This window comes from Mesorhizobium sp. P160187, assembly GCF_057766425.1.
Map to the genome: position 1 here is coordinate 1,335,947 of NZ_JBYMDX010000003.1, position 25,421 is coordinate 1,361,367.

Below are 25,421 nucleotides of genomic sequence, written 5' to 3' on the forward strand. Positions count from 1 at the left end.
GTCCCGTTGGTGCCCGCTGGGACACGCGTCATGAGAGGAAACTTGCGCCTAACATAGGGAGAGCGCCCCCCCTTGCCAAGCATAACAGCACGTCTGGGTTAAGCTTTCGCGCCATGATCAACCGGCACTGTGGCGGCCAAAGGGCAAGCCGAGACAGGCGGTGCGCCGATCAACTCGGCCACGGCCTGCGCCAACACCAGATCGAAGCACGGCAGAAAACGGGCAAAGGGCGCAACGGCGGGACTGACGGCGATTGCCGCCGCCGCCGCTACATCCCCTGCAAAACCAAGGCATTCGCCGCCGCGCCATAGCGCCGGTTCCGCAGCCAGGGCGGCGCGCACAAGGCTTGGCGGCGCGCCATCCCCGGCAATCGGCGTTTTGGCGGCGGCAGCAGCGCCAAGCGGCGCGATCAACCATGCACCCGAACTGTTGCCCAATGTGATCGCCCCGGCTTCGATGTCTGGCGTGATCCGCCGGCGACCGTCCCAAAGCAGAGTGCCAGCTATCGGCGCGGAACGCGGCAGGTCGCGCGATTCACGGCGCAGGAAGATGCCGTTTCGCCTGATTTCGACGACCGCCCGCGACAATGTGGCGCAAAGCCGACCGGCCCGCATTTGCTCGAACAGCGCTTCGCCGCGCGCCTGGTCCGGCAACAAGGCGGTGCCGCCCGTCGCCGCCAGCAGGACACGCAGCGCATAGACCGCGGCTCGCGTGTCGTCAGCTTCGGCAAGACCGGGATCGAGACGGATGAGACCCCTCGCCGGCCGGCTGGCAAATTCACCGATCAGGGCGGCGGCGCGGCGACCGAGTTGTTCGCGCTCGCCGGCGGCCCGCCTGGCCAGGCCGATCGCTTCGGCAAAACGCTGCCCGCTCCGGTCTTCGCCGAGCACGGCGCGGATGCGCGGGCGTTCGAAATTCGTGTCGATGTTGGTCGGATCCTCGACCCAGCCGACATGTTCGCGCTGCAGGAAGGCGCGCAACGCCGCGCGCCGAGCGCCGAGCAGCGGCCGCGCGATCCAGATCCGCCAGTCATAGAGGGTGGCAGGCGCCATGCCGGCGAGACCTCGGCCTGCAAGCTCTCGCCCGTCATTCCGCGCGGCTCGCATCAGGACGGTCTCGGCCTGGTCGTCGGCGGTGTGGCCGGTCACGATCACACCAATGCCTTGCGCCTGCGCTGCCTCGGCCAGCAACCGGTAGCGCGCCTCGCGCGCCGCCGCGGGCAGGCCGGCCGACGGCTTGGTGCCGGACCAGTTGAGCGTCCGGTGCGCGATGCCGCGCTCGGCACAAAGCTTTGCCACGCTGCGCGCTTCGGCTGCTGCTTCCGGACGCAGGCCGTGGTCGATCGTCACCGCCAGCAGCAGGGCTGTCGGGGCGCTGCGGTCGAGGTGAGCCTTGAGGAGAAGAAGGAGGGCGGTCGAGTTGCTGCCGCCGGATACGGCCGCAAGCGCGCCGTTGGTAAAGTCGATCTGCGAAAAACTCGAAAGGTCAGGCTCGGTATCGAGCATCAGTGCATGTCGCGTAAAAGTGGTCCCGGTTCTGGGACAACACGGCAAAGACTAGCACGCCGCCAGCGCCCTCTCCTGCTTGACGCGTTCCTTGAGCGCGGCCGAAATATCGGGATAGCGCTTGCCGATCTCGCCGAAGGTGGCGCAGGCGACATCCTTCTGCTTGAGGCCGACCAGCGACACGCCAAGCTTCAGGAGCATGTCAGGCGCCTTCTTGGCCTTCGGATAGTCCTTGCTGGCGGAGAGGAAAACCTCGGCAGCGTCATGATACTTCTGCTGGCCAAGCAGCGATTCGCCAAGCCAGTAATGCGCGTCCGCCGCCTTGGCGTCCTTCGGGAACCGGGCGATGTGGTCGCGAAAACCCTGCTCGGCGGTGCTGTAGTCGCCCGACAGGATGAACTGGTAGGAGTTGCGGTAGATCTCTTCCGGGTTGTTGGTGGCAGGCAGCGCCGCCACCACCGTGCCGTCGGACTTGCCGGTCTTAGCCCCGGTAGCCGGCGCCTCGGCGGCGGGAGCCGCACCTTCCGCCGGCGCGGTTGCCTGCGTGTTACCGCCGGCGTCGATTACATTGCCGTTCTTGTCGACGGTAATGGTGCCGAAGGTCTTGGGCGGCGTGCCGTTGATCACCTTGCCGGGATCGCCGGTCTGCGATTCGACGATGACCTCGCCGACGCTCTGGCCGCCATCCGGCTGCGCGCCGGCATCGGCCGGCGCCTGGTCTGCCGGGGCCTCGGCGACGCCGGTGCCCGCGCCACCGTCCTGCGGCGCGGCCTCCGATTTCTTCTGGGCCGGCGGCTGCCCGCTGGAGCCGCCTTCCAACTGCTGGAAGCGGAACTCGTTGTCTTCCTGCTGCTTGCGCATCTGCTCCTGCATCTGCAGGATCTGGAAGTTGAGTTCCTCGAGCTTGCCGTTCATCTGCCGGAGCTGATCTTCCAGCCCCGCGGCGGCGGTGCCGTCCTGCTGCTGCGCGATCTGTTGCTGCTCCGGCTTCTCCTTCTTGCCGAAAATGCCGAGCGTCGGCAGATGGAAGGAAAAGCCGCTATCCGCGGGTTGTCCGGTGCCGCTCGCAGAAGCCGCGAAGCCTGATACGAGCAGCAGCGCAAGCGTGCCGCTCAAGACCGATCTGAAATGCATGTGCCTCTCGCCGTGAAAATCGTGAGCCTGTTCGCGCCTTCCGATCAAAGTGGGACCGGCACGACGCCCTCGGCTCTTAGCAGGAGGCGAGACTTCGGCCAAATTTTGTTTCCGGGTTTGTTTCCGGGGCCGAAAGTGAAAAAGGCGGCCACAAGGCCGCCTTTCGCATGGAGGTGTTGCAATTATGCGACTAAGGCGCCGCCGTCTTGCCTATCAGGAGCCGGCGCCGGAGAGCGTGGTGACCGCGCGGCGATTCTGCGACCAGCAGGAGATGTCGTCGCAGACCGCGACCGGACGTTCCTTGCCGTAGGAAATCGTCTTCAATCGGCTCGCCGAGACGCCCCTGGCGACCAGGAAGTCGCGAGTGGCGGCGGCGCGGCGGGCGCCGAGAGCCAGATTGTATTCACGTGTGCCACGTTCGTCGGCATGGCCTTCGACGACAATGGCGTACTGCTTGTACTGGTTGAGCCACTGCGCCTGGCGCGACAGCGTCGTCTGCGCATCCGCGCGGATTGCGGTCGAGTCCGTGTCGAAGAAGATGCGGTCGCCAATGTTGACGGTGAAGTCCTGCGCCGAGCCCGGCGTTGCGGCACCCGCGCCATTGAGGCCGAGATCGGCAGCGTTGTTCGGGGTTTTCTTCGAGGCGCAACCGGTGATGGCGAGCATCGCGATCAGGGCGATCATCGCCGGGTTTCTGGTAAGTGCTGCGATACGGCCCATGCCGCCTCTCCTTCGTATTCGAGTGATCGTATTTCGAGTGATTTCGTTGATCACCCAGTAACCACGTTTGGGTTAACCGGCATTCAAGAAATACGGTTAATGTTTGGTTTCGATGGTCCGTCCACGACCTTCAAATCCACGGTCACAGTTGGCGCGGACCCTAGGCGGAAATGCGGCCGAAACGCGACTAATGAATGGAAAAGGGGCCAAACGGGCCCCTTTTTAGCAGGTGTGGCAATTCGGCCGAACCTACTCCAGCAGCGGCGACCAGGCGGGATCCGACGCGAAATTCGCGGTCGGGATCGACTGTTCGTTGCGGCCGGTGAGATCGACGGAAACCAGTTTTGGGCCGCCGGCGGAGTCGCGGAAGAACATCAGCACGCGGCCGTTGGGCGCCCAGGTCGGTCCCTCCTGCTGGAAGCCCGAGGAGAGGATGCGCTCGCCCGAACCGTCGGTTTTCATGACGCCGATCTGGAATTCGCCGCCGGTCTGCTTGGTGAAGGCGACGAGGTCGCCGCGCGGCGACCACACCGGCGTCGAATAGACGCCGTCGCCGAACGAAATGCGGGTCTGGCCCGAGCCGTCGGCGCCCATCACATAAATCTGCGCACGGCCGCCACGATCGGAAGTGAATACCACCTTGCTGCCGTCGGGCGAATAAGAGGGCGAGGTGTCGATGGCGGTCGAGTTGGTCAGCCGGGTGGTCGAGCGGCTTCGCAGATCCATGGCGAAGATGTTGGAATTGCCGTCATCGCGCAGCAGGCTCATGATCACCTTCTGGCCGTCGGGCGAGAAGCGCGGCGCAAAGGTCATGCCGGGAAAGTTGCCGACCAGTTCGCGCTGTCCGGTCTCGATCTGCAGCAGATAGACCCGCGGCTGGCCGCTTTCGTACGACATGTAAGTGATTTCCTGCCGGTTCGGCGAGAAACGCGGTGTCAGCACGATCGAGCGGCCGTCCGAGAGATAGCGCACATTGGCGCCGTCCTGGTCCATGATGGCGAGCCGCTTCTTGCGCGCATTCTTGGCGCCGGATTCGTCGATGAAGACGACGCGGGTGTCGAAATAGCCCTTCTCGCCGGTGAGCCTCTCGTAGATCGCATCGGCGATGATGTGGGCGACGCGGCGCTGATTGGCATCATTGGCGAAGAACTGTTCGCCCGACATCTGTTGGCCGGCAAAAGTATCCCACAGTCTGTATTGGGCGCGGATACGGCCGTCCGCCTCCTTTGCGACACTGCCGGTAACCAGCGCCTGCGCATTGATCACCTTCCAGTCGTCGAAGCGCGGCTGCGCATCCGGATTGGCGATCTTCTCGATGAAGGCGTTCTTGTCTATCGGTGCGAACAGGCCTGAGCGTTTCAGGTCGGCGCTGACGATATCGGAAATCTGGGCGCCAAGCTCACCTTGAAAATCGGTGATTGCGATCGGCAACGGTTCGACATTGCCCTTGTTGACGTTGATCTCGACGAGTGCTCGCGCCGGCAAGGTGGCAACGGCAGTCATGCCCAGCGCCATGGCTGCAATCGTCAGGAGCGGCTTGAGGATGGATTTCATGTCTTCTCGCTTCTCGTAACTGATTTTGTGGATACCAGGCCTAGAGCCCCAGCATCTCCCTGGGGTCGAAAGTGACTCGAACCTGGGCCCAGATATCATGCTTGCCGGCAGGAACTTGCAGGCCAGCCATGTTTGCCTTCTGGACGGCACGTACCGCACTCTCGTCGAATTGGCGGTTTCCGCTCGATTTTTCGACGGTCGGACGGCCTTCGAGCTTGCCGGAGGCATCGAGATTGAACACGATCACGGCGACGAAGTTTTCCGAGCCCTCAACCCCCACCGGAAGGGTCCAGCTATTGCCCAGCTGATCCGACAAAGTGCCCATTTCGGCCTGCGACAGTTTCTGGCCCTGGGTCTTGTCGGCGCCGAGCGACGCCTGCGGCGTCGAGCGCTTGGCGCCGCCGCCAGAAGGCTTCTGCTTGTCGAGCAGAGCAGTGATCTCACCTTCATTGAACTGCTTTTCCTCGGACTTCGGCTTCGACGAGGCTTCCTTGACTGGCTTGTCAGCGTCCTTGCGGTCCGGTGCCTTGGCGCTTTCGGCCTGCGCCGGCTGCGGCTTCTGCCGTGCTTCGGGAGCAGGAGCGGAAGTCGGAAGCTGCGCTTCTTCCAGAGGCTGCTGATCCGATATGGCTTCGGCGACCGCATCGGGCTTCACGCGTGGCTTCGGCTCTATGGCGGCGGTCGTGTCCGGCTGCGGTGTTGGTGCAGGCTCCTTCACCGGGGTCGGCTTCGGTTCAACCTGCTTCACCGGCTCGGGCTTGACCTCTTCCTTCGGCTGCGGCTCCGGCGCCACCTCCGTCGCAGGTGTCGGCTTCGGCGCTTCCTTTGGCTTCGGCGTGTCCTCGGTCTTCGGCTTTTCGGTCGGGGTCGGCGCCGGAGCAGCCGTCGCTGTTTTCTCCACCGGCTTCGGCTTGGGCTCGTCCGTCACCGGCTTGTCGGTATCAACGCTGTTCTCGCCGATTTTCTGTGCATCTGGCACGATGTCGGGACGCTTGGTCGGCATCGGCGCCGGCTTTTCGTGCATCACCGCCTTCTTGTCGCCCTGCAGCGTCTGCGCAATGGCTTCCATGGGAACGATGTCGACCGCTATCGACTCCACATCCGTGGACGGCAGCGCGGCCGGCGCCGACAGGGTGAACAGGCCGAAAGCCAGTGCCACCGTATGCAGTATCACCGATGTGGTGAGGCCGGTCTTCATCGTGCGTCTACTGATCCTGTTGCTGCAGTGAAATCAGGCCGATATTCTTGTAGCCGGCGGCCTGGATGAGGGCCATGACCTCCATCGCGGCGCCATAGTTGGTCGCCTTGTCGCCGCGGATGAAGATGCGCTCTTCGTAGCCGGTCTTGGAAATCGCCTGCAGTTTGGCGACCAGCTCTTCCCTTGGGATTTCGGTCTCCTGCAGGAAAATCTTGCCGGCCGCGTCGATCGAAACGGTGATCGGCTGGGTGTCGGCGTTCATAGCCTTGGCCTTCGTCTCCGGCAGGTCGACCGGCACTCCGACCGTCAACATAGGTGCGGCGACCATGAAGATAATCAAGAGCACCAGCATCACGTCGACCATCGGCGTGACGTTGATTTCCGACATCAATGCATGGTGGCGGCCGCGCCGCCTGTGTCCGCGCCCGCCGCGTCCTGCCATGCCAACCGACATACCCATCTTCTTACCTCAGCCCTTAGGCGCTACTTTTTCATCGATTTGGCGCGAGAGTATGGCGGAGAACTCATCCGAGAACCCTTCCATCCGCACCGCGATCTTGTTCGCGTCGGATGACAGCTTGTTGTAGGCGATAACCGCCGGTATGGCGGCGAGAAGACCGATGGCCGTCGCCAGCAGCGCTTCGGCAATGCCGGGTGCAACAACCGCGAGACTGGTGTTCTTCGAACCGGCAATCGCCTGGAACGAGGTCATGATGCCGATGACGGTGCCGAACAGGCCGATGAAGGGTGCGGCCGAACCAGTGGTGGCGAGAAAGCCGAGACGGCCCTCCAGCTTCTCCATCTCGCGCGTCAACGCCAGGTCCATCGCCTTGTCGATGCGGGTCTGCAGGCCGAGCGGCGATTTGGCCCCCTTCTCGAAGCTCTTCTTCCATTCGCGCATGGCCGCAACGAAGATCGCACCCATGCCCGTGGTCTTGCGGTCGGCAAGCGTGCGATAGAGCTCTTCCAGCGACTGCCCCGACCAGAACACCTGTTCGAAGCGATTGAGCGACAGACGCATGCGGGCATAGCTGACCAGCTTGTCGACGATGATCGCCCAGGTCCAGACCGAGGCGCAGAGCAGACCGATCATGACCAGCTTGACCACCCAGCTGGCCTGTGTGAACAGCGCCCAAATCGACAATTGCGCTGCCGGATCGGCGAGTGCGGTAGTTTCCATGCTTCAGTCCTTAAGATTTTCCGGGCATCGCTGGCGGCTGGCCCATGGGCATCCCTTGTGGTCCGTTCGCGCTTGGCTTCCGGATTAACCCCAAAATGCACCGTTGGCGGCCTTTTCAGGGCAAATATTGGTGAAAGGAAGGCGCGCGGATTCTTCCAATCTTCACCGATCTCTTCATGAACCGTTATGGTTAAGGATGGGTTAGGAAATATGGCGCGGCGCATTGCCGCGCCAAGGCACGACGCGGGCCATCCATCCACAATCGAATGCGCTGCCGATTGGCCGCTCGTTGCCGGCCGGCAGGCCTGGATATCAGCTTGCTCCTGGTAGAAAGGCCGCGATCCATTCTTTCGGAAAGCGCTTCGGCCGGCCGTTCTCGCCGATGATCGCCGCCTCGACCTTTGCTTCGACCAGTACCTCTGTCCCGCGTTTCAATTGCTGCGCCATGACGATGCGAGCGCCGGAAATATCCTGCGTCGATGTGTCGATGGTCAGGATGTCGTCCATGCGGGCAGGCGAGCGGAAATCTATCTCCATCCGCCGCACCACCCAGACGATCCGTTCGCCGTGCTTGCCTTCCTGAAGTTCTGTGTGGTGGACGCCCGCCAGCCTGAGATAGTCCGAGCGGCCGCGCTCGAAGAATTCGAGATAGCGCGCGTGGTAGACGACGCCGGAGAAGTCGGTGTCAGCATAGTAGACCCGCGCCATCAGCCGATGGCCGAATTCCGTCAAGGCTCCGGAAAGCCCGCCGGCAAGCGCCGCCGATTCACCATGATCGTCCATCGCGCTTTCCTTTTTGCCCCCGGCGGGGCACCTGTCTTGCCAAAATCACCAGCGCAGCAAACCGGATGGCACTGTTGACGGCGAGGATCAAGACCTTGATGGCAGCGCTGCTGGTGCTGGCGGCGTCTGCGCTTCCCGGTCAGGCCGCGAGCTTTTCGATGAAGCGCGGCCTCAACCTCGACCAGTGGACGACCTGGGTCGGGGAAGACAAATGGAACGACCGACAAGCCATCCTGCCCTATCCGGAATGGCGCAAGTTCCTGAACGAGGATGACCTCAAGGCGCTGAAGGCCGCCGGTTTCGACTTTCTGCGCATGCCGGTCGATCCCTCGCCGTTTATGTCGGATCAGACACTGGCGCTGCGTGACGACCTTTATGCCAGCGTGCGGGACTCGGCGCGCATGATCAACCGGGCCGGTCTGAAAGTGATCGTCGACATGCACCTGATCCCCGCCGGCGGCGGCCGCGAGATCGGCATGGGCCAGGTGATGGACGATCCCGCAACCTTCGACGCCTATGTCGAGGTGATCCGCAGAATGGCGCGCGCGCTGGCCACCGAGGACCCGGCGCAGGTCGCTTTCGAGCCGATGAACGAGCCTATCGTCGACTGCGACAGCGATGGCACCAGCCTGTGGCCGGAGCGTCAGCAAAAGCTGTTCGCCGCCGCGCGCGCCTCGGCCACCAGGCTGACGCTGATCCTGACCGGCGCCTGTTATTCCAATGCGGCTTCGCTGGTCAAGATCGACCCAAAGTCGATCCCCGACGACAACCTCATCTGGACCTTCCACTCCTACGACCCGTTCCTGCTGACGCATCAGGGCGCGACCTGGGCCGGCGATTTCATTCTTTATGTTACCGGCCTGCCCTATCCGCTGACCGCGGTGCCGCGCGCCGAGCTCGATGCGACGCTGGATGCGATCCGCGCCAAGATAAAAGCCGAGGCGCCATGGACCAGACGGAACGGCCTGCTCGCCTATCTCGATGAACAAGCCGCCAGCATGGACACGGACGAAAAGCTGCTCGGCGTCATGGATGCGCCGTTCGAAAAGGTCGAGGCCTGGGCGAAGGCCAACGCCATCAAGCCGGAAAACATCACGCTGGGCGAGTTCGGCATGATCCGCCAGGAGTATGGCAACCCCTATGTGATGCCGCCCAAATACCGCGCCGCCTATGTCAAAGACATGATCGCGCGCGCCGAGGCGCATGGCTTCTCATGGTCGGTGTGGAGTTTTGGCGGCGCCTTCGGCATCGTCGATGCCTTCAACGGCGAAAAGGCCGAACCCGCCGTGATGGACGCAATCCGCTCGCTCCATTAGCCCTAGGGCAAGTCGAGATCCAGATCAGGCCGAGTCGGAAATGAGGGGCCCGAGAACCGGAACGGAGCGGACTTTGGTCCGTGACTACCGGAAGCGCAGGAACACCTCATTTGCAGGCCGGCATCACCTGAATACCGGCATGCTCTAACCGAGGTCGATCTGTAGGATCTCCGGCCGCATGCCAAAGCGCACCGGCGCGATGCTGAAGCCGAGCCCGCCTGACACGATCAAATTGCGGTCATTCTCGACGACATGGCCATAGGCAAAGCGGTTGCCGAAGCGGGACGGCACCACCGGTGAATAGCCGAACAGCCTGACCTGCCCGCCATGTGTGTGGCCCGACAGCGTTAGCGAAACCCGCCACGGCACTTTCGGGAAAATGTCAGGCTCATGCGCAAGCAGGATGATCGGTGCCTGGTCGGTGATCTTGGCCAGCGTGCCGTCGAGATCGTCGAGGCCTTCAAATTTGTCGCGGCCTGCGGCCTTGTTCGGTAACAGGGCCAGCTGGTCGGCGAGTCCGGCGATCCAGAAGCCGTATCCATTCTTTTCCAGACGCACAGCGTCGTTCTCCAGAACCGAGATGCCGGCTTCCTCCAATGCCTTGCGCGCCACAGTCGGCCCCGCTCCGGCCTGCTGCGCGAAAGGATCGTGCCACCAGTCGTGATTGCCGAGGATCGACAGGACACCAAGCGGCGCCTTCAGTCCTGACAAGGCCGGCGCCCATTCATGGGCCTCCACCCGGTTCGTCACCAGGGACATGCCTGAGATATAGTCGCCGATCAGTACGATCAGATCGGGCTGCAGCACGTTCGCACCCTCGACGAGCGAAGCGATCCGCTCAGGCGTCATCCAGGGGCGGCAGGCGTGAATATCGGCAAGTGCTACAACGCGCAGCTTCAAGCCCGCCGCCCAATGCGGCGGCGTCAGCCGGTAGCGCTTCACATGGGTCAACAGCATCGGCTCGATGCCGACCGCATAAGCACTGAGCGACGCCAGCGAGAGGAACGAACCCCCGACGAATTTCAGGAACCCGCGTCTGGTGATCACTTTTCTGGCTCCGACGCTTGATCGGAGCAGTTCGCGCCGACACTACGACGCCCGATAGCATCCAGGAATGCGCCTTCACGCTGGCAGGCTTGAGGAAATTCTGCGCAGACAGCCCGTTCCGGAGGACAAATCTCCGTTACTCTTCCTGGAACAGGTTGATCTGCTGCTGCGCCAGATCCTTCGGTGCGTCGAGGCCGAGATGGCGCCAGGCATTGGCGGTCAGCACGCGGCCGCGTGGCGTGCGTTGGATGAAACCCTGCTGGATCAGATAGGGCTCGATAATGTCCTCGATGGCGTCGCGCGGCTCGGACAGGCCGGCGGCGATGGTTTCGATGCCGACCGGCCCACCACCGAAATTGCGCGCGATCATCGAGAGATAGCGGCGGTCGAGCGCGTCGAGGCCGAGCGCGTCGACCTCCAGCCGCGTCAGGGCTTCGTCGGCAACCTGCTTGTCGACGTGACCGTCGCCGGCAACGGAGGCGAAGTCGCGCACCCGGCGCAGCAGCCGGCCGGCGATGCGCGGCGTGCCGCGGGCGCGACGTGCGATCTCCAGCGCGCCATCGTCGCCAAGCGGCATTTGCAGGATGCGGGCGCCGCGCCGCACGATCTGCTCCAGTTCCTCGACAGAATAGAAATTGAGCCGCACCGGAATGCCGAAACGGTCGCGCAGCGGGTTGGTCAAAAGGCCGAGCCTGGTGGTGGCGGCGACGAGCGTGAAGCGGGCAAGATCGATCTTGACCGAGCGTGCCGCCGGACCTTCGCCGATGATCAGGTCGAGCTGGAAATCCTCCATCGCCGGATAGAGGATTTCCTCGACTGCCGGATTGAGCCGGTGGATCTCGTCGATGAACAGTACATCGCGGTCTTCCAGATTGGTGAGAAGTGCGGCGAGATCGCCGGCCTTGGCGATCACCGGACCGGAGGTCGAGCGGAAATTGACGCCGAGCTCGCGCGCCATGATCTGCGCCAGCGTTGTCTTGCCAAGCCCCGGCGGCCCGACGAACAGCACATGGTCAAGCGCCTCGCTGCGGCCCTTGGCGGCCTCGATGAAGACTTTGAGGTTGGCCCGCACCGCGGCCTGGCCGACGAAATCGGCGAGCGTCTGCGGCCGCAAGGTCTGCTCAGCATCCTCGCCGCGCTTTTCCGGGGCAATGAGGCGGGGTGAAAGGCTCATGCGGCCTTCCTCGCACAGGGCAAAGGACCGGACAAGCAATCACTCACCGCGCCAGTTCCTTCAGCCCGAAACGAATGAGCTTCGAGGCATCGGCGTCCTCGCCGGCCGTCTTCAGCGCCGCCGCGACAGCATTGGCTGCGGTGTCGCGCGAATAGCCGAGATTGACCAGCGCCGAGACGGCGTCGGTGATCGGCGCCGACGCCACGCCTTCCCCGAGTTCCTGCTTAAGGCCGATGGCGCCGGAGGCGGTTCCGGCATAGGCCGGCGCCTTGTTCTTCAATTCGGTGACGATGCGCTCGGCCACCTTCTTGCCGACGCCGGGCGCGCGGCTGACCATGGCGATGTCGCGCAGCGCGATCGCATTGGCGAGGTCGGCCGGCGCCAGCGTCGACAGGATGGCCAGCGCCACCTTGGCGCCGACGCCTTGCACATTGCTCATCAACAGCCGGAACCATTCGCGCTCAAGCACCGATTGGAAACCGTAGAGCCGGATCATGTCCTCGCGCACATAGGTCTCGATGAACAGCACCACCGCCTCGCCGGGCGAAGGCAGCGCGGCCAGCGTGCGCGCCGAGCAATAGGCGACATAGCCGACGCCGTGCACATCGACGAGGCAGAAATCCTCGTCGATCTCGTCCAGCGTGCCTTTCAATTTGCCGATCATGCGTGATCCCTCATGCCAGCGCCATCCTGTAGGCGACGCTTTGCCGGTGATGCGCGTGGCAGATGGCGATAGCTAGCGCGTCGGCGGCATGTTCGGTGTCGAAAACGGCTTTCGGCAACAGCACCTTGACCATCATGTGGATTTGCTTCTTGTCGCCATGGCCAACGCCGATCACCGCCTTTTTGACGGCATTGGGGGCATATTCGGCGACGACAAGGCCGGCGAGCGCCGGCACCAGCATGGCTATGCCGCGCGCCTGGCCGAGCTTCAGTGTCGCCACCGCATCCTTGTTGACGAAGGTTTGCTCGACGGCCGCTTCCTGCGGCATGGCCGCATGCAGGATCTCGGCCAGCCCGTCATGCAATTGGCAGAGCCGTGTCGCCAGCGCCGCCTTGTCGTCGGAGCGTACAGTGCCGGAACTGATAAAGCGCAGCGAGTTGCCGAGGCTCTCGACGATGCCCCATCCGGTGCGCCTCAGCCCCGGATCGATACCGATAATGCGAATCGCTTCCCTCATGCGCGAAGTCTACCTCCGGCGCACAGCGATGTCAGGGAAATGTGAACAAACCGGAAACGGGAAGCGTTTAACCTCGAGCGAAAGCCGTATTCAGCAGCGTGATCTGGTCGGAAACCGGATTGGCGCGGCGGCCTGTTACCGGCGTCTCGGCAAACGCGCCGCCATAGATCTCTTCGTCCATGCGGCGCACCAGCGCCTGCAGGCGCAGCGAGCGGGTGACGAGGTCGAGGAAATCCTTCGGCAGTTCGCCCCAGCCGACCGCTTCGTCATGCGCCGAGGCGGTGTCGAGACGCACCTTGGATTTTTCCGAGGCGACCTGGTCGCGGGTCATCTCGCCGGAATTTGCCGCCCGCTGCAAAAGCAGCCAGGAGGCGACCTGCATCAGCCTTGTGGTCAGCCGCATCGATTCGGCCGCATAGAGCGTCGCCGCCAGTCTGGACAGCTTCTTGGCCTCGGCCCGGCCCTTGCCGTCGAGATATTCCGCTGCTTGCTCAACCAGGCCCATGCCTTCCTGGTAGAGCGGTTTGAAGGATTGGGAGAAAACCCGGCGTTCCGCCAGCTTGATGGTTTTCGCGCTGCCCTTCGAAGGCTCGTTCATCGATACGCCCCTGCACTGCCCCGTCGGCTGATTCGGCTTCATCGCCGTCACGCCGGCACCCTAGATGACTGAAGCTTGAAAATGCGCTTCGCCGCCGGCGAAGGCAAGCACATGTTTAACAAACGGTTAACGCCTGCGCAGGGGCGCCAAGCGGACCAAAAGCAGACAAAAAAAGAGCCGCGGATAAGGCGGCTCTCAGGAGTTTAACAGGGAGGCGTCAAACGAAGTGGCTCCAACCACTCGGTAAGAATCCAGATCACTGGATGGACATAGTAAACACCTGTAAAGCTTAATGAACCCTTAACGGCGCGGATATTTCTTGATCGGCCGCTGCCCTTCTGTGCCGTCTCAGCACAACGGCCCCCGAAGCCTGATCGTCAGCTTGTTCATGCCTTCTTCCACACAGCCGGCAAGGAAATGAAGGCGAACAGCAGCATTGCCGCATAAAACCCCATCGAGGAGGAAGCCAGCACCGGCTCGATCTCCGGATGGCCGGTAAGTTCAAAGTAAAGCCCGATCATCAGTGCGATGCCGCAGATTGCCGTCAGCCAGAAATGCACGACGGCAATCGTCTTTTGCCCGACCGCTGGAAACAGGTGGTAGAAGAAGGCAAACACCGCCGACATCAGCCAGCCCGCCACCATGGTGTGCGCGTGGGTCGGCATCTGCCCATGGTCATTGGAGATCGCCATATGCAGGCCGAGCGCCATGCCGCACAGGGAATAGATGACGGCCAGGGTGAAGAAATTTCGTGCTACGCCTTGCATGGGATACCCTCGATGGTTGTTGCAGACTTGGTCCGACCGCGCGCGGCCAAAATGGAGCGTCGGTCGCGAGCGGCTTAGTCCCCGCAGGTTTCAGGATCATGCCGCGAAACCAGCCAATGCCGACACGGCGTCCATCCGACAAATGCCGGGTATTGTGCGGGCTGCGGTAAAATCCGGCGACGGCGCCACCGCAACAAGCCGGCACCCACGCGGCATCTTCTGGATACATGTACGGAGATAATCCGCCCTCCTTCGGAAGCAGACGCGCGAAAGCAGCGTTTACCCCCGGAACGATGCACAAGGAGCGGCAATGGACTGGTATTCTCTCTTCAAATTCCTGCATGTCATGGCAGCGATCCTCTGGCTCGGCGGCGGTTTCGCCATGCTGCTGGTTTCGATACTCGCCGATCGCGCCGGCGACGACGAGACGCTGATGGTCATGCTGAGAACGACGGACAAACTCGGCTTGCGTCTGTTCGTGCCGGCGTCCGTCGCGACCCTGGCTTCTGGCCTGGTGCTGACTTCGCTATGGACCGGCTTCTCCGACCTTTGGGTCGTCATCGGCCTTTGCGGCTACGCCGCCGCGTTTCTGACCGGTATCCTCGTGCTGAAGCCTTCGTTCGAAAAGCTTGCCACAATGCTTGCCGCGGACGGCATGACCCCGGCTGCCATAGCGTTTGGGCGCCGCATGATACGGATCGTCAAGTTCGATTTCGTCATCATGATCGTCGTCGTCGCCGACATGGTGCTGAAGCCGACCGCGCACGACATCGCCACTCTCGGCGCAATGGCGGTCGTGGTCATGGGTGGTGCATCGCTGACCTTCGCGAGCGCCCCGCGAACCAAACCGGCAGCCGCCTGAGCGGGATTTAGAGCAGGCCGGCGATCCCGTCCCAAAGCAGCTTGACCGCGACCACGGCCACGGTCGCGTAGGTGAAGGGATAAAAAATCTCCGGCCGCATGCGCCGCACCAGCCAGGCGCCGGCGATGGTGGCCAGCGGCGCCAGCGGCATCAGCACGGCCGACGCCGTCAGGTTGGCGGTGTCGAACTGGCCAAGCGCGAAGTAGGGGATCAGCTTCAGCGCGTTGGTGGCGGCAAAGAAGATCGCCGATGTCCCCGACAGCACCTTCGGATCGAGCCGGATCGGCAGCGCATAGACCTGGAAGGGGGGCCCGCCGACATGGGCGACGAAGCTGGTGAAGCCGGCGACGGTGCCCCAGAAGGCGGCGGCGATGCGGTTGGGCGCCGCCGCATGGTCGGAACCGTGGCGGAACTGGAGATAGAGCCAGCGCAGCACGAAGATCAGCGCGACAGCGCCGACGATCAGCCGCACCATCTCTTCGGTTACGAGCGCTGCCGTCAGCCAGCCGAGCCCAATGCCGATCACCGCGCCCGGCATCATGTCGACCAGCATCTTTCTGTCGTAGACGCCCCACCACGTCCACACCGAAACGATGTCCATCAGGCACAGGATCGGCAGCAGGATGGCCGCCGCCTGCACCGGCGGCATGGCCAGCGCCATCAAAGGCACGCCAACGAAGCCGACAGCGCCGCCGAAGCCGCCTTTCGACAGCCCGACAAGTATCACCGCCGGAATGGCGGCGGCATAAAACCACGGATCGGGGAGCAGACCTGACATGAACTGGAAAAGCTGGAGGGAAGACGGTTGCCCTGCAATAGCCCAGAAACCCTTGCGCCGCGACCGGGAAAATGCCGGCCGTGTCGATCAACTGTGCGTAAAGCGACGGTTCCGGATTTACGGCAAGATCGCCGCCGATGCATAAGGGCGCCGTCCGATGCATCAGGTTTTGACCCCAGGTTTTGGTCCCAGGTTTTGACCCCAGGTTTTTGACCCCAGGTTTTTGACAATGAGCGAACCCCACATCCGCCGCGCCGAAGCGGCCGACCTGCCTGCCATCGTAGCCATGCTCGCCGACGATCCGCTTGGCCGCAGCCGCGAGGATGCGACCGAGCCACTCGCCAAGGCCTATCGCGACGCCTTTGCCGCCATCGACGCCGACCCCAACCAGTTTCTTGCCGTGATGACGGATAGCGGCCGCGTCATCGGCACGTTGCAGATCAGCTATCTCGCCGGGCTGTCGCTGCAGGGCGCCTTGCGCGGCCAGATCGAGGCTGTGCGCGTCGTCGCAGACCGCCGCGGCGAACGGCTGGGACAGCGTCTGCTGGAATGGGCGGTCGAACAGTGCCGTGAACGCGGCTGCAAGATTGTCCAGCTGACCACCAACAAGAGCCGCCAGGACGCGCATCGCTTCTATGACCGGCTCGGCTTCAAGGCCAGCCACATCGGCTACAAGCTGGAGCTTAATTCAGTGGCGGCGGACGGCGCCGGATCGGCTGCGCCTTGATGATGGCGGTGCTGGTCTCCGCCTTGTCGGCGATGCGGTCGAGAAGCTTGTCGAGCTCGCCGATGGAGCGCACGTAGAGCCGGGCCACGAAACAGTCGTCGCCAGTGACCTTGTCGCATTCGCCGAATTCCGGGATCTCCTCGATCAGCTTCTGGACGATATGCAGCTTGCCCGGCAGTGGCCGCACCCGCACGATCGCCTGCAGCGGAAACCCCAGCGCCTCCGGGTCGATCTCGATGGTGAAGGCGCGGATGACGCCGCGTTCCTCGAGCCGCCGCAGCCGTTCCGAGACGCTCGGCGACGACAGCCCGACCTGCTGCGCCAGATCCTTCAACGAAGTCCGCGAATCCAGGATCAGGATGTCGAGAAGCTTTCTGTCCAACTCGTCCAGCATTTTCATCTCCTCGCAAAAGGGCAGCGCGCGCCTTATTAAATAAGGTGTTGCCCCCTTATCACCTTTCATAGGGCATATAAACCCTCAAGACGGCATGAGATTATGGCCTCAACAGATAGAGGTATTGTCATGGACAACACGGTACGCGGCACGATCGAGATGACGGCGGCGATGACGATCGTCGGCACGATCGGCTGGTTTGTCGTCATGTCGGGCCAGCCCGTTATGGACGTGGTGTTCTGGCGCTGCGCCTTCGGCGCGGTGGCGCTGCTGATCACCTGCGCGGCACTCGGGCTGCTGCGCGGCAGGCTGACGCTGCGCATTGTTGCCATCGCCGCTCTTGGCGGCGCGGCCATTGTCATCAACTGGCTGTTGCTGTTCAGCGCCTTCTCCCGCGCCTCGATCTCGATTGCCACGGCGGTCTACAACACGCAGCCCTTCATGCTGGTCGGCTTCGGCGCGCTGTTCTTCGGCGAGCGGCTGACCCTGGCCAAGCTGACCTGGCTCGGCATCGCCTTCGCCGGCATGCTGCTGATCGTGCAGACAGGGCCCGATGCGGGTGTCGGTTCCGGCATAACCGGCACAGATTATGTCATCGGCATCGTCATGGCGCTCGGAGCGGCCTTCTTCTGGGCTGTCGCGGCAATCGTCGCCAAGAAGCTCAAGGGCACCCCGCCGCATCTGATCGCGCTGATCCAGGTCTGCGTCGGCGTCGTCATGCTGGCGCCCTTCGCCAACCTCTCGCATTTGCCCGCCGATGCCTGGAGCTGGGCCATGCTGGCCACGCTTGGCGTCGTTCACACCGGCCTGGTGTACATATTGATGTACGCCGCCATCCAGAAACTGCCGACGCATCTGCAGGGGTCGCTGTCCTTCATCTATCCTGTCGTGGCGATCCTGGTCGATGTCATGGCTTTCGGCCACCGGCTGCATCCGGCCCAGCTCGTCGGCGCCGCCGCGATCCTGGTCGCCGCCGCCGGCATGAACCTCGGCTGGACTTTGTGGAAAGCCAAACCAACGGTCGAAAGCCCGCAAGCCGTCAAATGAGCCGCAGAGCGTCGGCTCGCCGGCGATCGTAAACCAAAGCCAGCGCATCGTTCCCCGCCCGCCTGTTCAAGGCGGGCGCTTTGTTCTATGCCGCAATGCAACCATCTTCGCCCGGCATAGGCGAAACCCGGGATCGAAAGCCATGAACGACGCAACACCCCCCAACCGCTGCCGCATCGTGCTGATCGCACCCAAGGACGCTCCGGCCGAGCGCATTGCGGCTGCCTTCGACGGCGGTGATATCGCTTCGCTGATCCTGCCTGAGAGCGGCATGGACGAGGCTGCCTTCCAGGCCTTTGCAGAACAGATCGTACCGGCCGCGCAAGCGGCCGGCATCGCCGTCATCATCGCCGGCGATACCCGCATTGCCGGCCGTGTCCAGGCCGACGGCATTCATGTCGAGGTTTCCAAGGACGCGCTCGCCGAGACCATCGAACACTTCCAGGGCAAGATGATGGTCGGCGCCGGTGGCGCCAAGACGCGCGACGACGCGCTGGAACTGGGCGAAACCAGGCCCGACTACATCTTCTTCGGCCGCTTCGGCTACGACAACAAGCCCGAGCCGCACCCGCGCAACCTGTCGCTTGGGCAATGGTGGGCGGACGTGATCGAGATCCCTTGCGTCGTTATGGCCGGTTCCGCCATCGCTTCGGTAGAAGCGGTGGCCGCCACTGGCGCCGAGTTCGTGGCGCTGTCCAGCGCCGTCTTTGCCGAAGGCGCCGATCCGAAGGCGGCGATTGCTGCCGCCAATGCGCTGCTCGACGAAACCGCGCCGCGCTTCGAGGGCTGACGTGCGCCGACCTGGACTTCCTCTCGCGGTTCTCGTTGCGGCCTTGATGAGCGGGGCAGCGATCGCGGCGGAGACCGTTCCGCTGCCGCAGCCGAGGCCGGACACCAGCGCGCCCGCCCTCAGCGTGCCGGATGCGGTCGCCCCCGATGCGGGTGCCCCAAAAGCCAGTGCCACGGATTCCGGCGTCCATATCGACAAGCCGATCGACACCCCGCTGCCGCAGCCGGCGACAACCGCGCCGCTGCCGTCGGCCGACGCGATCAACCCCGAACGTTTCGGCGCCAAGCCGGCGGACCCCGCCTATGGCGCTTTCCAGCGCGGTCTTTACAAGACCGCCTACAATCTGGCGTTGGTGCGGGCCAAGAATGGCGACCCGGCGGCGCAAACGCTCGTGGCCGAGATTCTGTCGCGCGGGCTGGGCGTGCCGCTCAACCCGGCTGAGGCCGCCAAATGGTATGCGCAGGCCGCCGAGCAGGGGATTCCTGAATCGCAGTTCCAGTATGCGCTGATGCTGCTCGACGGCCGCTACGTCAAGAAGGACGAGAAGGGAGCCTATGCGCTGATGCAGGCCGCCGCCGAGGCCGGCAACCGGCTGGCGCAGTTCAACTTCGCGCAATTGCTCGTGCAGCAGGATCCGGGCGATGCCGGCATCGCCCGGGCTGTGCCCTATTATGAGCGTGCCGCGGCGACAGGGCTTGCCGACGCCCAGTATGCGATGGCGCAGGTCTATGCCAATGGCGTCGGCGGCAAGACGCGAGACGATGGAAAGGCGCGCAGCTTGCTGGCACAGGCTGCCAGGCAGAACTACGACACCGCGCAGATCGATCTTGCCGCCTGGATGATCGAGGGCCGGGGCGGTGTTCGCGACCTGAAATCCGGCTTCAACTGGATGAAGCAGGCAGCTGAAGGCGGCAATGTCGCTGCCCAGAACCGGTTGGCAAAGCTCTATATGGGCGGCATCGGCACCGACCCCGACCTGATCCTGGCTGGGGCCTGGTATGTGGTCGCCCGCCGCGCCGGCCTTATCGATCCGGAGATGGACGATTTCCTGCAAGGGCTGACCGACGATCAGACAAAGCAAGCCTTGCAGAAGGCCAACCGCCTGCCCTGACACGCAACGTCACTCTGTATGATCCAGCACGACCTTGCCGAAGGGAGAGCCGTGTTCGAGATGGCGAAAGGCCTGCGCTGCCTCTGCCCATGGGAAGACCCGGTCGATCACCGGCCGCAGCCGATTGACGGCGAGCGCCCGGTTCATCGCTTCGAAGGACTCGCGCGAGCCGACCGGTATGCCGCGTGCTTTCACCTGGCGTCGGAAGATGTCGAGCGGATTGATCACCCCTTCGCTGCCGCCGAGATAGCCGATGACGTTGATCTGGGCGCCGCGCGCCGACGCCTTGAGCGACTGCGCGAAACTTTGGGGACCACCGACTTCGATGATGTGATCGGCGCCGCGGCCATCGGTCAGCGCCAGCACGGCCGACGACCAATCCGGATTGTCGCGGTAGTTGACGCCATCATGCGCGCCAAGCCCCTTCGCCCGGGCAAGCTTCTCATCGCTGCTCGACGTAACGACGACCCGCGCGCCGGCCGCCTTCGCGAACTGCATGGCAAACAGCGATACGCCGCCCGTGCCGAGGCTGAGCACGGTCTCGCCCGGCTTGAGGTTGCCTTCCGTAAACAAGGCATGCCAAGCGGTGACGGCGGCGCAGGGTAACGTCGCCGCCTCTACGTCGCTGAGCTGCGCCGGGGCGATGACCGCCGCCTGTTCGTCCAGCCGGGCGAATTCGCTTAGCAGCCCATCGATGGGGCCACCGCGCTGGTATGAGGGTTCGGCCATGGCGAAGCTGCCGCCGACCCATCGCTGCCAGAACGTGCCGCAGACCCGGTCGCCGACCTTGAAGCGGCTGACCTCGGAGCCAACCGCAACGACCTCGCCGACGCCGTCGGAAAGCGGCACCAGCGGCAAGGGGAATGTCGTGTGATAGCTGCCGCGCGCGATCTCGACATCGCGGTAGTTGAGCGCCGTCGCCTTGACGCGGACGATCATCTCCTGACGGCCGGGTTCCGGCGTTGACCGTTCGACCATCATGAGATTGTCGATGCCGCCTGGGCTCTGCAGTTCGATTGCCTTCATTGTCATTGTCCTTCCGTTTGAAAGGAAAATCGCTTGCCAGGCGGTGGATTTCAAATTCATAATGTTCAGAATGATTATGCTTGCAAAACATCGTTCTGACTATGCTTGAGGAATTGCGCACGCTCGCCCTGTTTGCCGAGGAGGGCTCGATCCAGAAGGTCGCCCGGCGCCTGCCGCTGACGCAGCCGGCTGTGACCCGGCAAATCCAGCGGCTGGAGGACATGCTTGGCACGACGCTGCTCGACCGCCGGCAAAAGCCGCCGCGACTGACGCCGACGGGGCTGGAAGTGCTGGCGCGCGGCCGCGATATCATCGCTTCCGTAGAAGCGCTGAAATCCTTCGCCGGAAAGACCGAGCCGGAAGGTCTGTTCCGCCTTGGCCTCGCCCATGGCCTCTCGGACCGCGACATCGCTGGGGCCATCGCCAACGCCGCGGCGGCGTTCCCGAAAGTGTCGCTACGGCTCAAGACCGGCTGGAGCGCCGAACTGATCGATCAATTCGAACGCGGCGAGCTCGATGTGACGATTGTTCTGCGATCGTCGGACAAGCCAGGTCCGGAAGCGCTTGGCACTGAACGTCTTGGCGTCATCGCTGCGTCCACCGTCGCCGATCCGGAAGACGGTGGCCGGACACCCATGCCGTGGGTGCTTAGTCCGGCACCTTGCGACGCGCGCCAGAAGCTCACGTCCGTTCTGGTCGGCGGAAGGCGTTATTTCGAGATCGCGGCGGAGATACAGGATCCGGCCTTGCAGATGGAATGGGTCCGTCGGGGGCACGGCCTTGGGCTAGTGCCGTTGCGTCTTGCAAGGCGCGGACTTCCCGACGGCCTCATGCTGGTCAACACGGAAGATGTCGACCTTTCCTTGCAGGTCGCCGCACTTCGTTCGCCTCATCTCAACCGGCTGACTGAGGCTGCGGACGCCATCGTCAAGGCCGTCGGCAAAGTCATTGCGGCCCAGGTTTGAGGCTACCAGCCCTTGTCGGGCGATCTGGCATCCCTTGCCTCTCCTGCCGATTTGTGGTCTTGGGAGCCCGAAATCGCTTATCCAGCGACCATCCTCATATCAACGGCCAAGCCGTTGGTAGCATCCCGGATCAATCTCATCATGGCCAAGATCAATGGCAACGAAATCCGTCCCGGCTATGTCATCGAACACGATGGCGGCCTCTGGGTGGCGGTCAGGACCAACACCGTCAAGCCCGGCAAGGGCGGCGCCTACAACCAGGTCGAACTGAAGAACCTGATCAACGGCACCAAGCTCAACGAGCGCTTCCGCTCGGCCGAGACCGTCGAGCAGATCCGGCTCGATCTGAAGGATTTTTCCTTCCTCTACGCCCAGGACGACGCGCTGGTGTTCATGGACACGCAGAGCTACGAGCAGCTCGAGCTGGCGAAGGATTTCGTCGGCGACCGCGCCGCCTTCCTGCAGGACGGCATGATGGTGACGGTCCAGCTCTATGAGGACAGGCCGATCGGCATTTCGCTGCCCGACCAGGTGACGCTGACCATCACCGAGGCCGACCCGGTGGTGAAGGGTCAGACGGCCGCGTCCTCGTACAAGCCGGCGGTGCTGGAAAACGGCATCCGCGTGCTGGTGCCGCCATTCATCGGCGCCGGCGAACGCATCGTCGTCGACACCAACGAACTCACCTACATGCGCCGCGCAGACTGACGCGTAGGCAGGAACAGATACGATGGCACGCTCCGCACTTCTCAATGTCATGGTCCAGGCCGCCATGAAGGCCGGCCGCTCGCTGTCGCGCGACTTCGGCGAGGTGCAGAACCTGCAGGTGTCGATGAAGGGACCGGGCGACTATGTCAGCCAAGCCGACCGCAAGGCCGAGGACATCCTGTTTGCCGAACTGTCGAAGGCGCGGCCGGGCTATGCCTTCCTGATGGAAGAGCGCGGCATGATCGCAGGGGACGACGACCAGCACCGTTGGATCGTCGACCCGCTCGACGGCACCACCAATTTCCTGCACGGCATTCCGATCTTTTCCATCTCGATCGCGCTGGAGCGACAGGGCCAGTTGGTCGCCGCCGTCATCTACAATCCGGCAATGGATGAGCTCTACACCGCCGAGCGCGGCGGCGGCGCCTTCATGAACGATCGCCGGCTGCGCGTTGCCGGCCGCAGCAAGCTCACCGACTGCGTCATCGGCTGCGGCGTGCCGCATCTCGGCCGCGGCCAGCACGGCAATTTCCTCGTCGAGTTGCGCAATGTGATGGCCGAGGTCTCGGGCGTGCGCCGCCTGGGTTCCGCCGCGCTCGATCTCGCTTATGTCGCCGCAGGCCGCATGGACGGCTTCTGGGAAACCGGCCTGTCGGCCTGGGACATTGCCGCCGGCCTGCTGCTGATCCGCGAGGCCGGTGGCTTCGTCTCCGACATGGATGGCGGCCAGGATATGCTCGAGGCGGGTTCGCTCGTCGCTGGCAACGAGGTCATCCAGCGCGCGCTGCTCAAGGCGGTGAAGAAGCCGATCTCGGCGCGCTGATTACTTGGCATGCCGGCGCGGCGCGCTGAAGCGCCGCAGTCGCAAAACGGCAATCAAAGCTTGAAATACTGCCCGGCGGCCGCCCAGATAAGGGTGACGCAGGATTTTTTATGACGAGCATACCTTCACTACCCTCGCGAGAAGCGCAGCCAGACCAGCCAGTTGAAATCCCTTATGTCGGGCGTTGGCACTACTCGCGTGCGGAGATGATCGCCGATGGCATCGTCCATGCGGTCGGCATCGTGCTGGCGATAGCAGCCGGCTCGGCCTTGCTGGCACTGGCCGCCTTCCATGCCGGTCCCGGCGAATACATCGCCGCCGCCTTCTTCGTGGTGTCGCTGCTGACTGTGCTGTCGATTTCGCTGACCTACAATCTGTGGCCGGTGACGTCGCCGGCGAAGTGGATCTTGCGGCGCTTCGATCATGCGGCGATCTACCTCCTGATCGCCGCGACCTACACGCCCTTTCTGGCCCAGCTCGACGGCTCGCCGCTGGCGCTGCCGATGATTGTGCTTGTCTGGACCGCTGCTTTGACCGGCATTGCCATGAAAGTGTTCCTGCCCGGCCGCTTCGATCGTCTGGCCATTGTCTTCTATCTCGCCATCGGCTGGAGCGGCGTCGTCCTGGTCAAGCAGCTGGTGGCGACGTTGCCGACGACTTCGATCGCGCTGATTGTCGCCGGCGGCATCGTGTACTCCTGCGGCGTCATCTTCTTCGCCTGGAAACGCCTGCGCTTCCACAATGCCCTCTGGCACGGCTTTGTCGTCACCGGCGCCGGGCTGCATCTTGCCGCCATGGTCGACTGCCTGGTCGTCAACCGCCTCTGAACGGCGTGGTGCGGCCCGACAGTCGGGCAATATTGCCAAGCGCCATTCAATTTGGTCACAATTCCGTTTAGAGTCGCGAATTACGTGATCGGCGGCAATGGAGCGGTTCCAGGGAAGTATGAGCGGCTTCCCGTTCGGAATTGCGTCAAGGCAAATAGAGCATCGGAAACGGGGCACGGATGGCTTTTCTCAGATCCTTCGGCGTGGGCAGGCGTTCTGATGTCCTGATGTACGATCCGCACAAACTGTCGAGCCCGCAGGTCTTCCTCCTGACCATGGTCATCTTCCTGGTCATCGTCGCCTTCATCGCCGCCATCCTTACCCGCCAGATCTCGACCGCTTTCGGCAGCAATCCCGGCCTCAACGGCCTGATCGTCGGCGTCCTTGTGGTCGGCATCCTGCTCGCCTTCGCCCAGGTCGGACGACTGTTTCGCGAAGTGCGCTGGGTCAATTCCTTCCGCGCCGGCTCCGAAACCACCGAACCGGTGCTGCTGGCGCCGATGAAGGCGATGATCGGCCGCTCCTCGACGGTCGCCTTCTCGACCTCTTCGATGCGCACCATGCTGGATTCGATCGCCACCCGCCTCGACGAAAGCCGCGACACCTCGCGCTATCTCGTCGGGTTGCTGGTGTTCCTCGGTCTGCTCGGCACCTTCTGGGGCCTGCTCAACACCATCGGCTCGATCCGCGAAACCATCGAATCGCTCGATCCCGGCACTGGCGACGCCGCCGCCGTGCTCGATTCGCTGAAACAGGGGCTGTCGGCGCCGCTGGCCGGCATGGGCACGGCCTTTTCGTCCTCGCTGTTCGGCCTTTCCGGGTCGCTGGTGCTAGGCTTCCTCGACCTGCAGGCCGGCCGCGCCCAGACCCGTTTCTATACCGAGCTTGAAAACTGGCTGTCCTCGGTCACCGATCTCTCCTCCGACATCGCCGTCGCCGACCCGGCCAAGACTGAATCCTCCGACGAGATTCGGGTCCTGTCGGAACGGCTGCGCAGCATGCAGGAAAGCGGCGGCGGCTCCAATCCGCGCGTCGCCACCGCCATGGCCAATCTCGCCGACGGCATTTCCGGCCTGGTCAAGAACATGCGCTCCGAGCAGCAGATCATGCGCGACTGGGTCGAGGCCCAGTCGGACGAGCAGAAGGCGATGCGCAACACGCTGGAAAAGATCGCCGACGCGCTGAAGAAACCCGGGGTCCACTAGC

At 63.5% G+C, this 25,421-nt stretch carries 28 protein-coding genes; 11 read left to right on the forward strand and 17 right to left on the reverse strand.

Annotated features, from left to right (window positions below; all coding sequences use genetic code 11):
• Positions 1-98: 98 nt before the first annotated feature.
• From tilS to ybgC, 8 genes are all read right to left on the reverse strand, one after another.
• On the reverse strand, positions 99-1,505 hold the full coding sequence (tilS, locus tag AC3CCE_RS09845) for a tRNA lysidine(34) synthetase TilS (protein ID WP_488377131.1): 1,407 nt from the start codon (positions 1,503-1,505) through the stop codon (positions 99-101).
• Between the two features lie 51 nt (positions 1,506-1,556).
• Entirely contained in the window at positions 1,557-2,639 is a 1,083-nt protein-coding gene (gene ybgF / locus AC3CCE_RS09850) for a tol-pal system protein YbgF (protein ID WP_352462222.1), read from the reverse strand.
• A 213-nt stretch (positions 2,640-2,852) separates the two neighbouring features.
• A complete protein-coding gene (pal, locus tag AC3CCE_RS09855) occupies positions 2,853-3,359 on the reverse strand; it encodes a peptidoglycan-associated lipoprotein Pal (protein WP_023684182.1) in 507 nt (168 codons plus the stop codon).
• A gap of 249 nt (positions 3,360-3,608) precedes the next feature.
• Entirely contained in the window at positions 3,609-4,913 is a 1,305-nt protein-coding gene (tolB, locus tag AC3CCE_RS09860; protein ID WP_023737860.1) for a Tol-Pal system beta propeller repeat protein TolB, read from the reverse strand.
• 40 nt (positions 4,914-4,953) lie between these two features.
• A complete protein-coding gene (locus AC3CCE_RS09865; RefSeq protein WP_352623702.1) occupies positions 4,954-6,111 on the reverse strand; it encodes an energy transducer TonB family protein in 1,158 nt (385 codons plus the stop codon).
• Positions 6,112-6,118: 7 nt separating this feature from the next.
• Positions 6,119-6,571: a protein TolR gene (tolR, locus tag AC3CCE_RS09870; protein ID WP_023673843.1), complete on the reverse strand. Its 453-nt coding sequence runs from the start codon at positions 6,569-6,571 to the stop codon at positions 6,119-6,121.
• A 9-nt stretch (positions 6,572-6,580) separates the two neighbouring features.
• On the reverse strand, positions 6,581-7,291 hold the full coding sequence (gene tolQ / locus AC3CCE_RS09875; protein ID WP_023673844.1) for a protein TolQ: 711 nt from the start codon (positions 7,289-7,291) through the stop codon (positions 6,581-6,583).
• Positions 7,292-7,603: 312 nt separating this feature from the next.
• A complete protein-coding gene (ybgC, locus tag AC3CCE_RS09880; protein WP_023824259.1) occupies positions 7,604-8,074 on the reverse strand; it encodes a tol-pal system-associated acyl-CoA thioesterase in 471 nt (156 codons plus the stop codon).
• Positions 8,075-8,139: 65 nt separating this feature from the next.
• Here ybgC and AC3CCE_RS09885 point away from each other — a divergent pair, with 65 nt between their 5' ends.
• Entirely contained in the window at positions 8,140-9,390 is a 1,251-nt protein-coding gene (locus AC3CCE_RS09885; RefSeq protein WP_352623705.1) for a glycoside hydrolase family 5 protein, read from the forward strand.
• 144 nt (positions 9,391-9,534) lie between these two features.
• Here the strand turns inward: AC3CCE_RS09885 and AC3CCE_RS09890 are convergent, their stop codons facing one another.
• From AC3CCE_RS09890 to AC3CCE_RS09915, 6 genes are all read right to left on the reverse strand, one after another.
• Positions 9,535-10,437: a metallophosphoesterase gene (locus AC3CCE_RS09890; RefSeq protein ID WP_352623707.1), complete on the reverse strand. Its 903-nt coding sequence runs from the start codon at positions 10,435-10,437 to the stop codon at positions 9,535-9,537.
• 136 nt (positions 10,438-10,573) lie between these two features.
• Entirely contained in the window at positions 10,574-11,611 is a 1,038-nt protein-coding gene (gene ruvB, locus AC3CCE_RS09895; RefSeq protein WP_023688958.1) for a Holliday junction branch migration DNA helicase RuvB, read from the reverse strand.
• Between the two features lie 43 nt (positions 11,612-11,654).
• Complete coding sequence (ruvA, locus tag AC3CCE_RS09900; RefSeq protein WP_352623709.1) at positions 11,655-12,275, reverse strand: Holliday junction branch migration protein RuvA; 621 nt, start codon at positions 12,273-12,275, stop codon at positions 11,655-11,657.
• 10 nt (positions 12,276-12,285) lie between these two features.
• The gene (ruvC, locus tag AC3CCE_RS09905) at positions 12,286-12,792 is read right to left on the reverse strand and encodes a crossover junction endodeoxyribonuclease RuvC (RefSeq protein ID WP_023688957.1); all 507 of its coding nucleotides are present in this window, start codon (positions 12,790-12,792) and stop codon (positions 12,286-12,288) included.
• A 67-nt stretch (positions 12,793-12,859) separates the two neighbouring features.
• Positions 12,860-13,390 carry a protease adaptor protein RcdA gene (rcdA, locus tag AC3CCE_RS09910; protein ID WP_023688956.1) on the reverse strand — a complete coding sequence of 177 codons (531 nt, stop codon included), beginning with the start codon at positions 13,388-13,390 and terminating at the stop codon, positions 12,860-12,862.
• Positions 13,391-13,776: 386 nt separating this feature from the next.
• Complete coding sequence (locus AC3CCE_RS09915; RefSeq protein WP_352623712.1) at positions 13,777-14,157, reverse strand: hypothetical protein; 381 nt, start codon at positions 14,155-14,157, stop codon at positions 13,777-13,779.
• 310 nt (positions 14,158-14,467) lie between these two features.
• Between AC3CCE_RS09915 and AC3CCE_RS09920 the strand changes: the two genes are divergently transcribed.
• Entirely contained in the window at positions 14,468-15,019 is a 552-nt protein-coding gene (locus AC3CCE_RS09920; protein ID WP_023832593.1) for a DUF2269 family protein, read from the forward strand.
• 7 nt (positions 15,020-15,026) lie between these two features.
• On the opposite strand, the gene AC3CCE_RS09925 is transcribed toward AC3CCE_RS09920, so the two are convergent.
• Positions 15,027-15,797 (reverse strand): sulfite exporter TauE/SafE family protein, encoded by a 771-nt coding sequence (locus AC3CCE_RS09925; RefSeq protein WP_352512213.1) that lies wholly within the window; start codon positions 15,795-15,797, stop codon positions 15,027-15,029.
• A gap of 229 nt (positions 15,798-16,026) precedes the next feature.
• Here AC3CCE_RS09925 and AC3CCE_RS09930 point away from each other — a divergent pair, with 229 nt between their 5' ends.
• A complete protein-coding gene (locus tag AC3CCE_RS09930) occupies positions 16,027-16,524 on the forward strand; it encodes a GNAT family N-acetyltransferase (RefSeq protein WP_023824263.1) in 498 nt (165 codons plus the stop codon).
• Here AC3CCE_RS09930 and AC3CCE_RS09935 read toward each other — a convergent pair.
• Positions 16,481-16,918, reverse strand: coding sequence for an Lrp/AsnC family transcriptional regulator (locus tag AC3CCE_RS09935; RefSeq protein ID WP_023704892.1), 438 nt, complete (start codon positions 16,916-16,918; stop codon positions 16,481-16,483). The genes AC3CCE_RS09930 and AC3CCE_RS09935 overlap by 44 nt on opposite strands.
• A 129-nt stretch (positions 16,919-17,047) precedes the next feature.
• Between AC3CCE_RS09935 and AC3CCE_RS09940 the strand changes: the two genes are divergently transcribed.
• The 3 genes from AC3CCE_RS09940 (at position 17,048) to AC3CCE_RS09950 (ending at position 19,866) form a co-directional block, all read left to right on the forward strand.
• A complete protein-coding gene (locus tag AC3CCE_RS09940; protein ID WP_023684172.1) occupies positions 17,048-17,965 on the forward strand; it encodes a DMT family transporter in 918 nt (305 codons plus the stop codon).
• A gap of 142 nt (positions 17,966-18,107) precedes the next feature.
• Positions 18,108-18,755, forward strand: coding sequence for a thiamine phosphate synthase (locus AC3CCE_RS09945; protein ID WP_352623716.1), 648 nt, complete (start codon positions 18,108-18,110; stop codon positions 18,753-18,755).
• Between the two features lie 46 nt (positions 18,756-18,801).
• Complete coding sequence (locus AC3CCE_RS09950) at positions 18,802-19,866, forward strand: tetratricopeptide repeat protein (RefSeq protein WP_198018613.1); 1,065 nt, start codon at positions 18,802-18,804, stop codon at positions 19,864-19,866.
• A gap of 9 nt (positions 19,867-19,875) precedes the next feature.
• Here the strand turns inward: AC3CCE_RS09950 and AC3CCE_RS09955 are convergent, their stop codons facing one another.
• Complete coding sequence (locus AC3CCE_RS09955; RefSeq protein ID WP_488377132.1) at positions 19,876-20,892, reverse strand: zinc-dependent alcohol dehydrogenase family protein; 1,017 nt, start codon at positions 20,890-20,892, stop codon at positions 19,876-19,878.
• Positions 20,893-20,972: 80 nt separating this feature from the next.
• Between AC3CCE_RS09955 and AC3CCE_RS09960 the strand changes: the two genes are divergently transcribed.
• From AC3CCE_RS09960 to AC3CCE_RS09980, 5 genes are all read left to right on the forward strand, one after another.
• Positions 20,973-21,857, forward strand: a complete 885-nt coding sequence (locus AC3CCE_RS09960) for a LysR family transcriptional regulator (RefSeq protein WP_352623720.1) — start codon at positions 20,973-20,975, stop codon at positions 21,855-21,857.
• 141 nt (positions 21,858-21,998) lie between these two features.
• Complete coding sequence (gene efp / locus AC3CCE_RS09965; protein WP_023668757.1) at positions 21,999-22,565, forward strand: elongation factor P; 567 nt, start codon at positions 21,999-22,001, stop codon at positions 22,563-22,565.
• Between the two features lie 22 nt (positions 22,566-22,587).
• Positions 22,588-23,388: an inositol monophosphatase family protein gene (locus AC3CCE_RS09970; protein ID WP_352623723.1), complete on the forward strand. Its 801-nt coding sequence runs from the start codon at positions 22,588-22,590 to the stop codon at positions 23,386-23,388.
• A 110-nt stretch (positions 23,389-23,498) separates the two neighbouring features.
• Positions 23,499-24,215 (forward strand): PAQR family membrane homeostasis protein TrhA, encoded by a 717-nt coding sequence (gene trhA / locus AC3CCE_RS09975; RefSeq protein WP_352623725.1) that lies wholly within the window; start codon positions 23,499-23,501, stop codon positions 24,213-24,215.
• Positions 24,216-24,394: 179 nt separating this feature from the next.
• A complete protein-coding gene (locus tag AC3CCE_RS09980) occupies positions 24,395-25,420 on the forward strand; it encodes a MotA/TolQ/ExbB proton channel family protein (RefSeq protein ID WP_023668754.1) in 1,026 nt (341 codons plus the stop codon).
• The last annotated feature ends 1 nt before the right edge of the window (position 25,421 follow it).

Bases quoted from the DNA above. Each gene is read 5' to 3' on its own strand.
- tilS (WP_488377131.1), bottom strand. From the start codon at position 1,505: ATGCTCGATACCGAGCCTGACCTTTCGAGTTTTTCGCAGATCGACTTT.
- ybgF (WP_352462222.1), bottom strand. From the start codon at position 2,639: ATGCATTTCAGATCGGTCTTGAGCGGCACGCTTGCGCTGCTGCTCGTA.
- pal (WP_023684182.1), bottom strand. From the start codon at position 3,359: ATGGGCCGTATCGCAGCACTTACCAGAAACCCGGCGATGATCGCCCTG.
- tolB (WP_023737860.1), bottom strand. From the start codon at position 4,913: ATGAAATCCATCCTCAAGCCGCTCCTGACGATTGCAGCCATGGCGCTG.
- AC3CCE_RS09865 (WP_352623702.1), bottom strand. From the start codon at position 6,111: ATGAAGACCGGCCTCACCACATCGGTGATACTGCATACGGTGGCACTG.
- tolR (WP_023673843.1), bottom strand. From the start codon at position 6,571: ATGGGTATGTCGGTTGGCATGGCAGGACGCGGCGGGCGCGGACACAGG.
- tolQ (WP_023673844.1), bottom strand. From the start codon at position 7,291: ATGGAAACTACCGCACTCGCCGATCCGGCAGCGCAATTGTCGATTTGG.
- ybgC (WP_023824259.1), bottom strand. From the start codon at position 8,074: ATGGACGATCATGGTGAATCGGCGGCGCTTGCCGGCGGGCTTTCCGGA.
- AC3CCE_RS09885 (WP_352623705.1), top strand. From the start codon at position 8,140: ATGGCACTGTTGACGGCGAGGATCAAGACCTTGATGGCAGCGCTGCTG.
- ruvB (WP_023688958.1), bottom strand. From the start codon at position 11,611: ATGAGCCTTTCACCCCGCCTCATTGCCCCGGAAAAGCGCGGCGAGGAT.
- ruvA (WP_352623709.1), bottom strand. From the start codon at position 12,275: ATGATCGGCAAATTGAAAGGCACGCTGGACGAGATCGACGAGGATTTC.
- ruvC (WP_023688957.1), bottom strand. From the start codon at position 12,792: ATGAGGGAAGCGATTCGCATTATCGGTATCGATCCGGGGCTGAGGCGC.
- rcdA (WP_023688956.1), bottom strand. From the start codon at position 13,390: ATGAACGAGCCTTCGAAGGGCAGCGCGAAAACCATCAAGCTGGCGGAA.
- AC3CCE_RS09915 (WP_352623712.1), bottom strand. From the start codon at position 14,157: ATGCAAGGCGTAGCACGAAATTTCTTCACCCTGGCCGTCATCTATTCC.
- AC3CCE_RS09920 (WP_023832593.1), top strand. From the start codon at position 14,468: ATGGACTGGTATTCTCTCTTCAAATTCCTGCATGTCATGGCAGCGATC.
- AC3CCE_RS09925 (WP_352512213.1), bottom strand. From the start codon at position 15,797: ATGTCAGGTCTGCTCCCCGATCCGTGGTTTTATGCCGCCGCCATTCCG.
- AC3CCE_RS09930 (WP_023824263.1), top strand. From the start codon at position 16,027: ATGAGCGAACCCCACATCCGCCGCGCCGAAGCGGCCGACCTGCCTGCC.
- AC3CCE_RS09935 (WP_023704892.1), bottom strand. From the start codon at position 16,918: ATGCTGGACGAGTTGGACAGAAAGCTTCTCGACATCCTGATCCTGGAT.
- AC3CCE_RS09940 (WP_023684172.1), top strand. From the start codon at position 17,048: ATGGACAACACGGTACGCGGCACGATCGAGATGACGGCGGCGATGACG.
- AC3CCE_RS09945 (WP_352623716.1), top strand. From the start codon at position 18,108: ATGAACGACGCAACACCCCCCAACCGCTGCCGCATCGTGCTGATCGCA.
- AC3CCE_RS09950 (WP_198018613.1), top strand. From the start codon at position 18,802: ATGAGCGGGGCAGCGATCGCGGCGGAGACCGTTCCGCTGCCGCAGCCG.
- AC3CCE_RS09955 (WP_488377132.1), bottom strand. From the start codon at position 20,892: ATGAAGGCAATCGAACTGCAGAGCCCAGGCGGCATCGACAATCTCATG.
- efp (WP_023668757.1), top strand. From the start codon at position 21,999: ATGGCCAAGATCAATGGCAACGAAATCCGTCCCGGCTATGTCATCGAA.
- AC3CCE_RS09970 (WP_352623723.1), top strand. From the start codon at position 22,588: ATGGCACGCTCCGCACTTCTCAATGTCATGGTCCAGGCCGCCATGAAG.
- trhA (WP_352623725.1), top strand. From the start codon at position 23,499: ATGACGAGCATACCTTCACTACCCTCGCGAGAAGCGCAGCCAGACCAG.
- AC3CCE_RS09980 (WP_023668754.1), top strand. From the start codon at position 24,395: ATGGCTTTTCTCAGATCCTTCGGCGTGGGCAGGCGTTCTGATGTCCTG.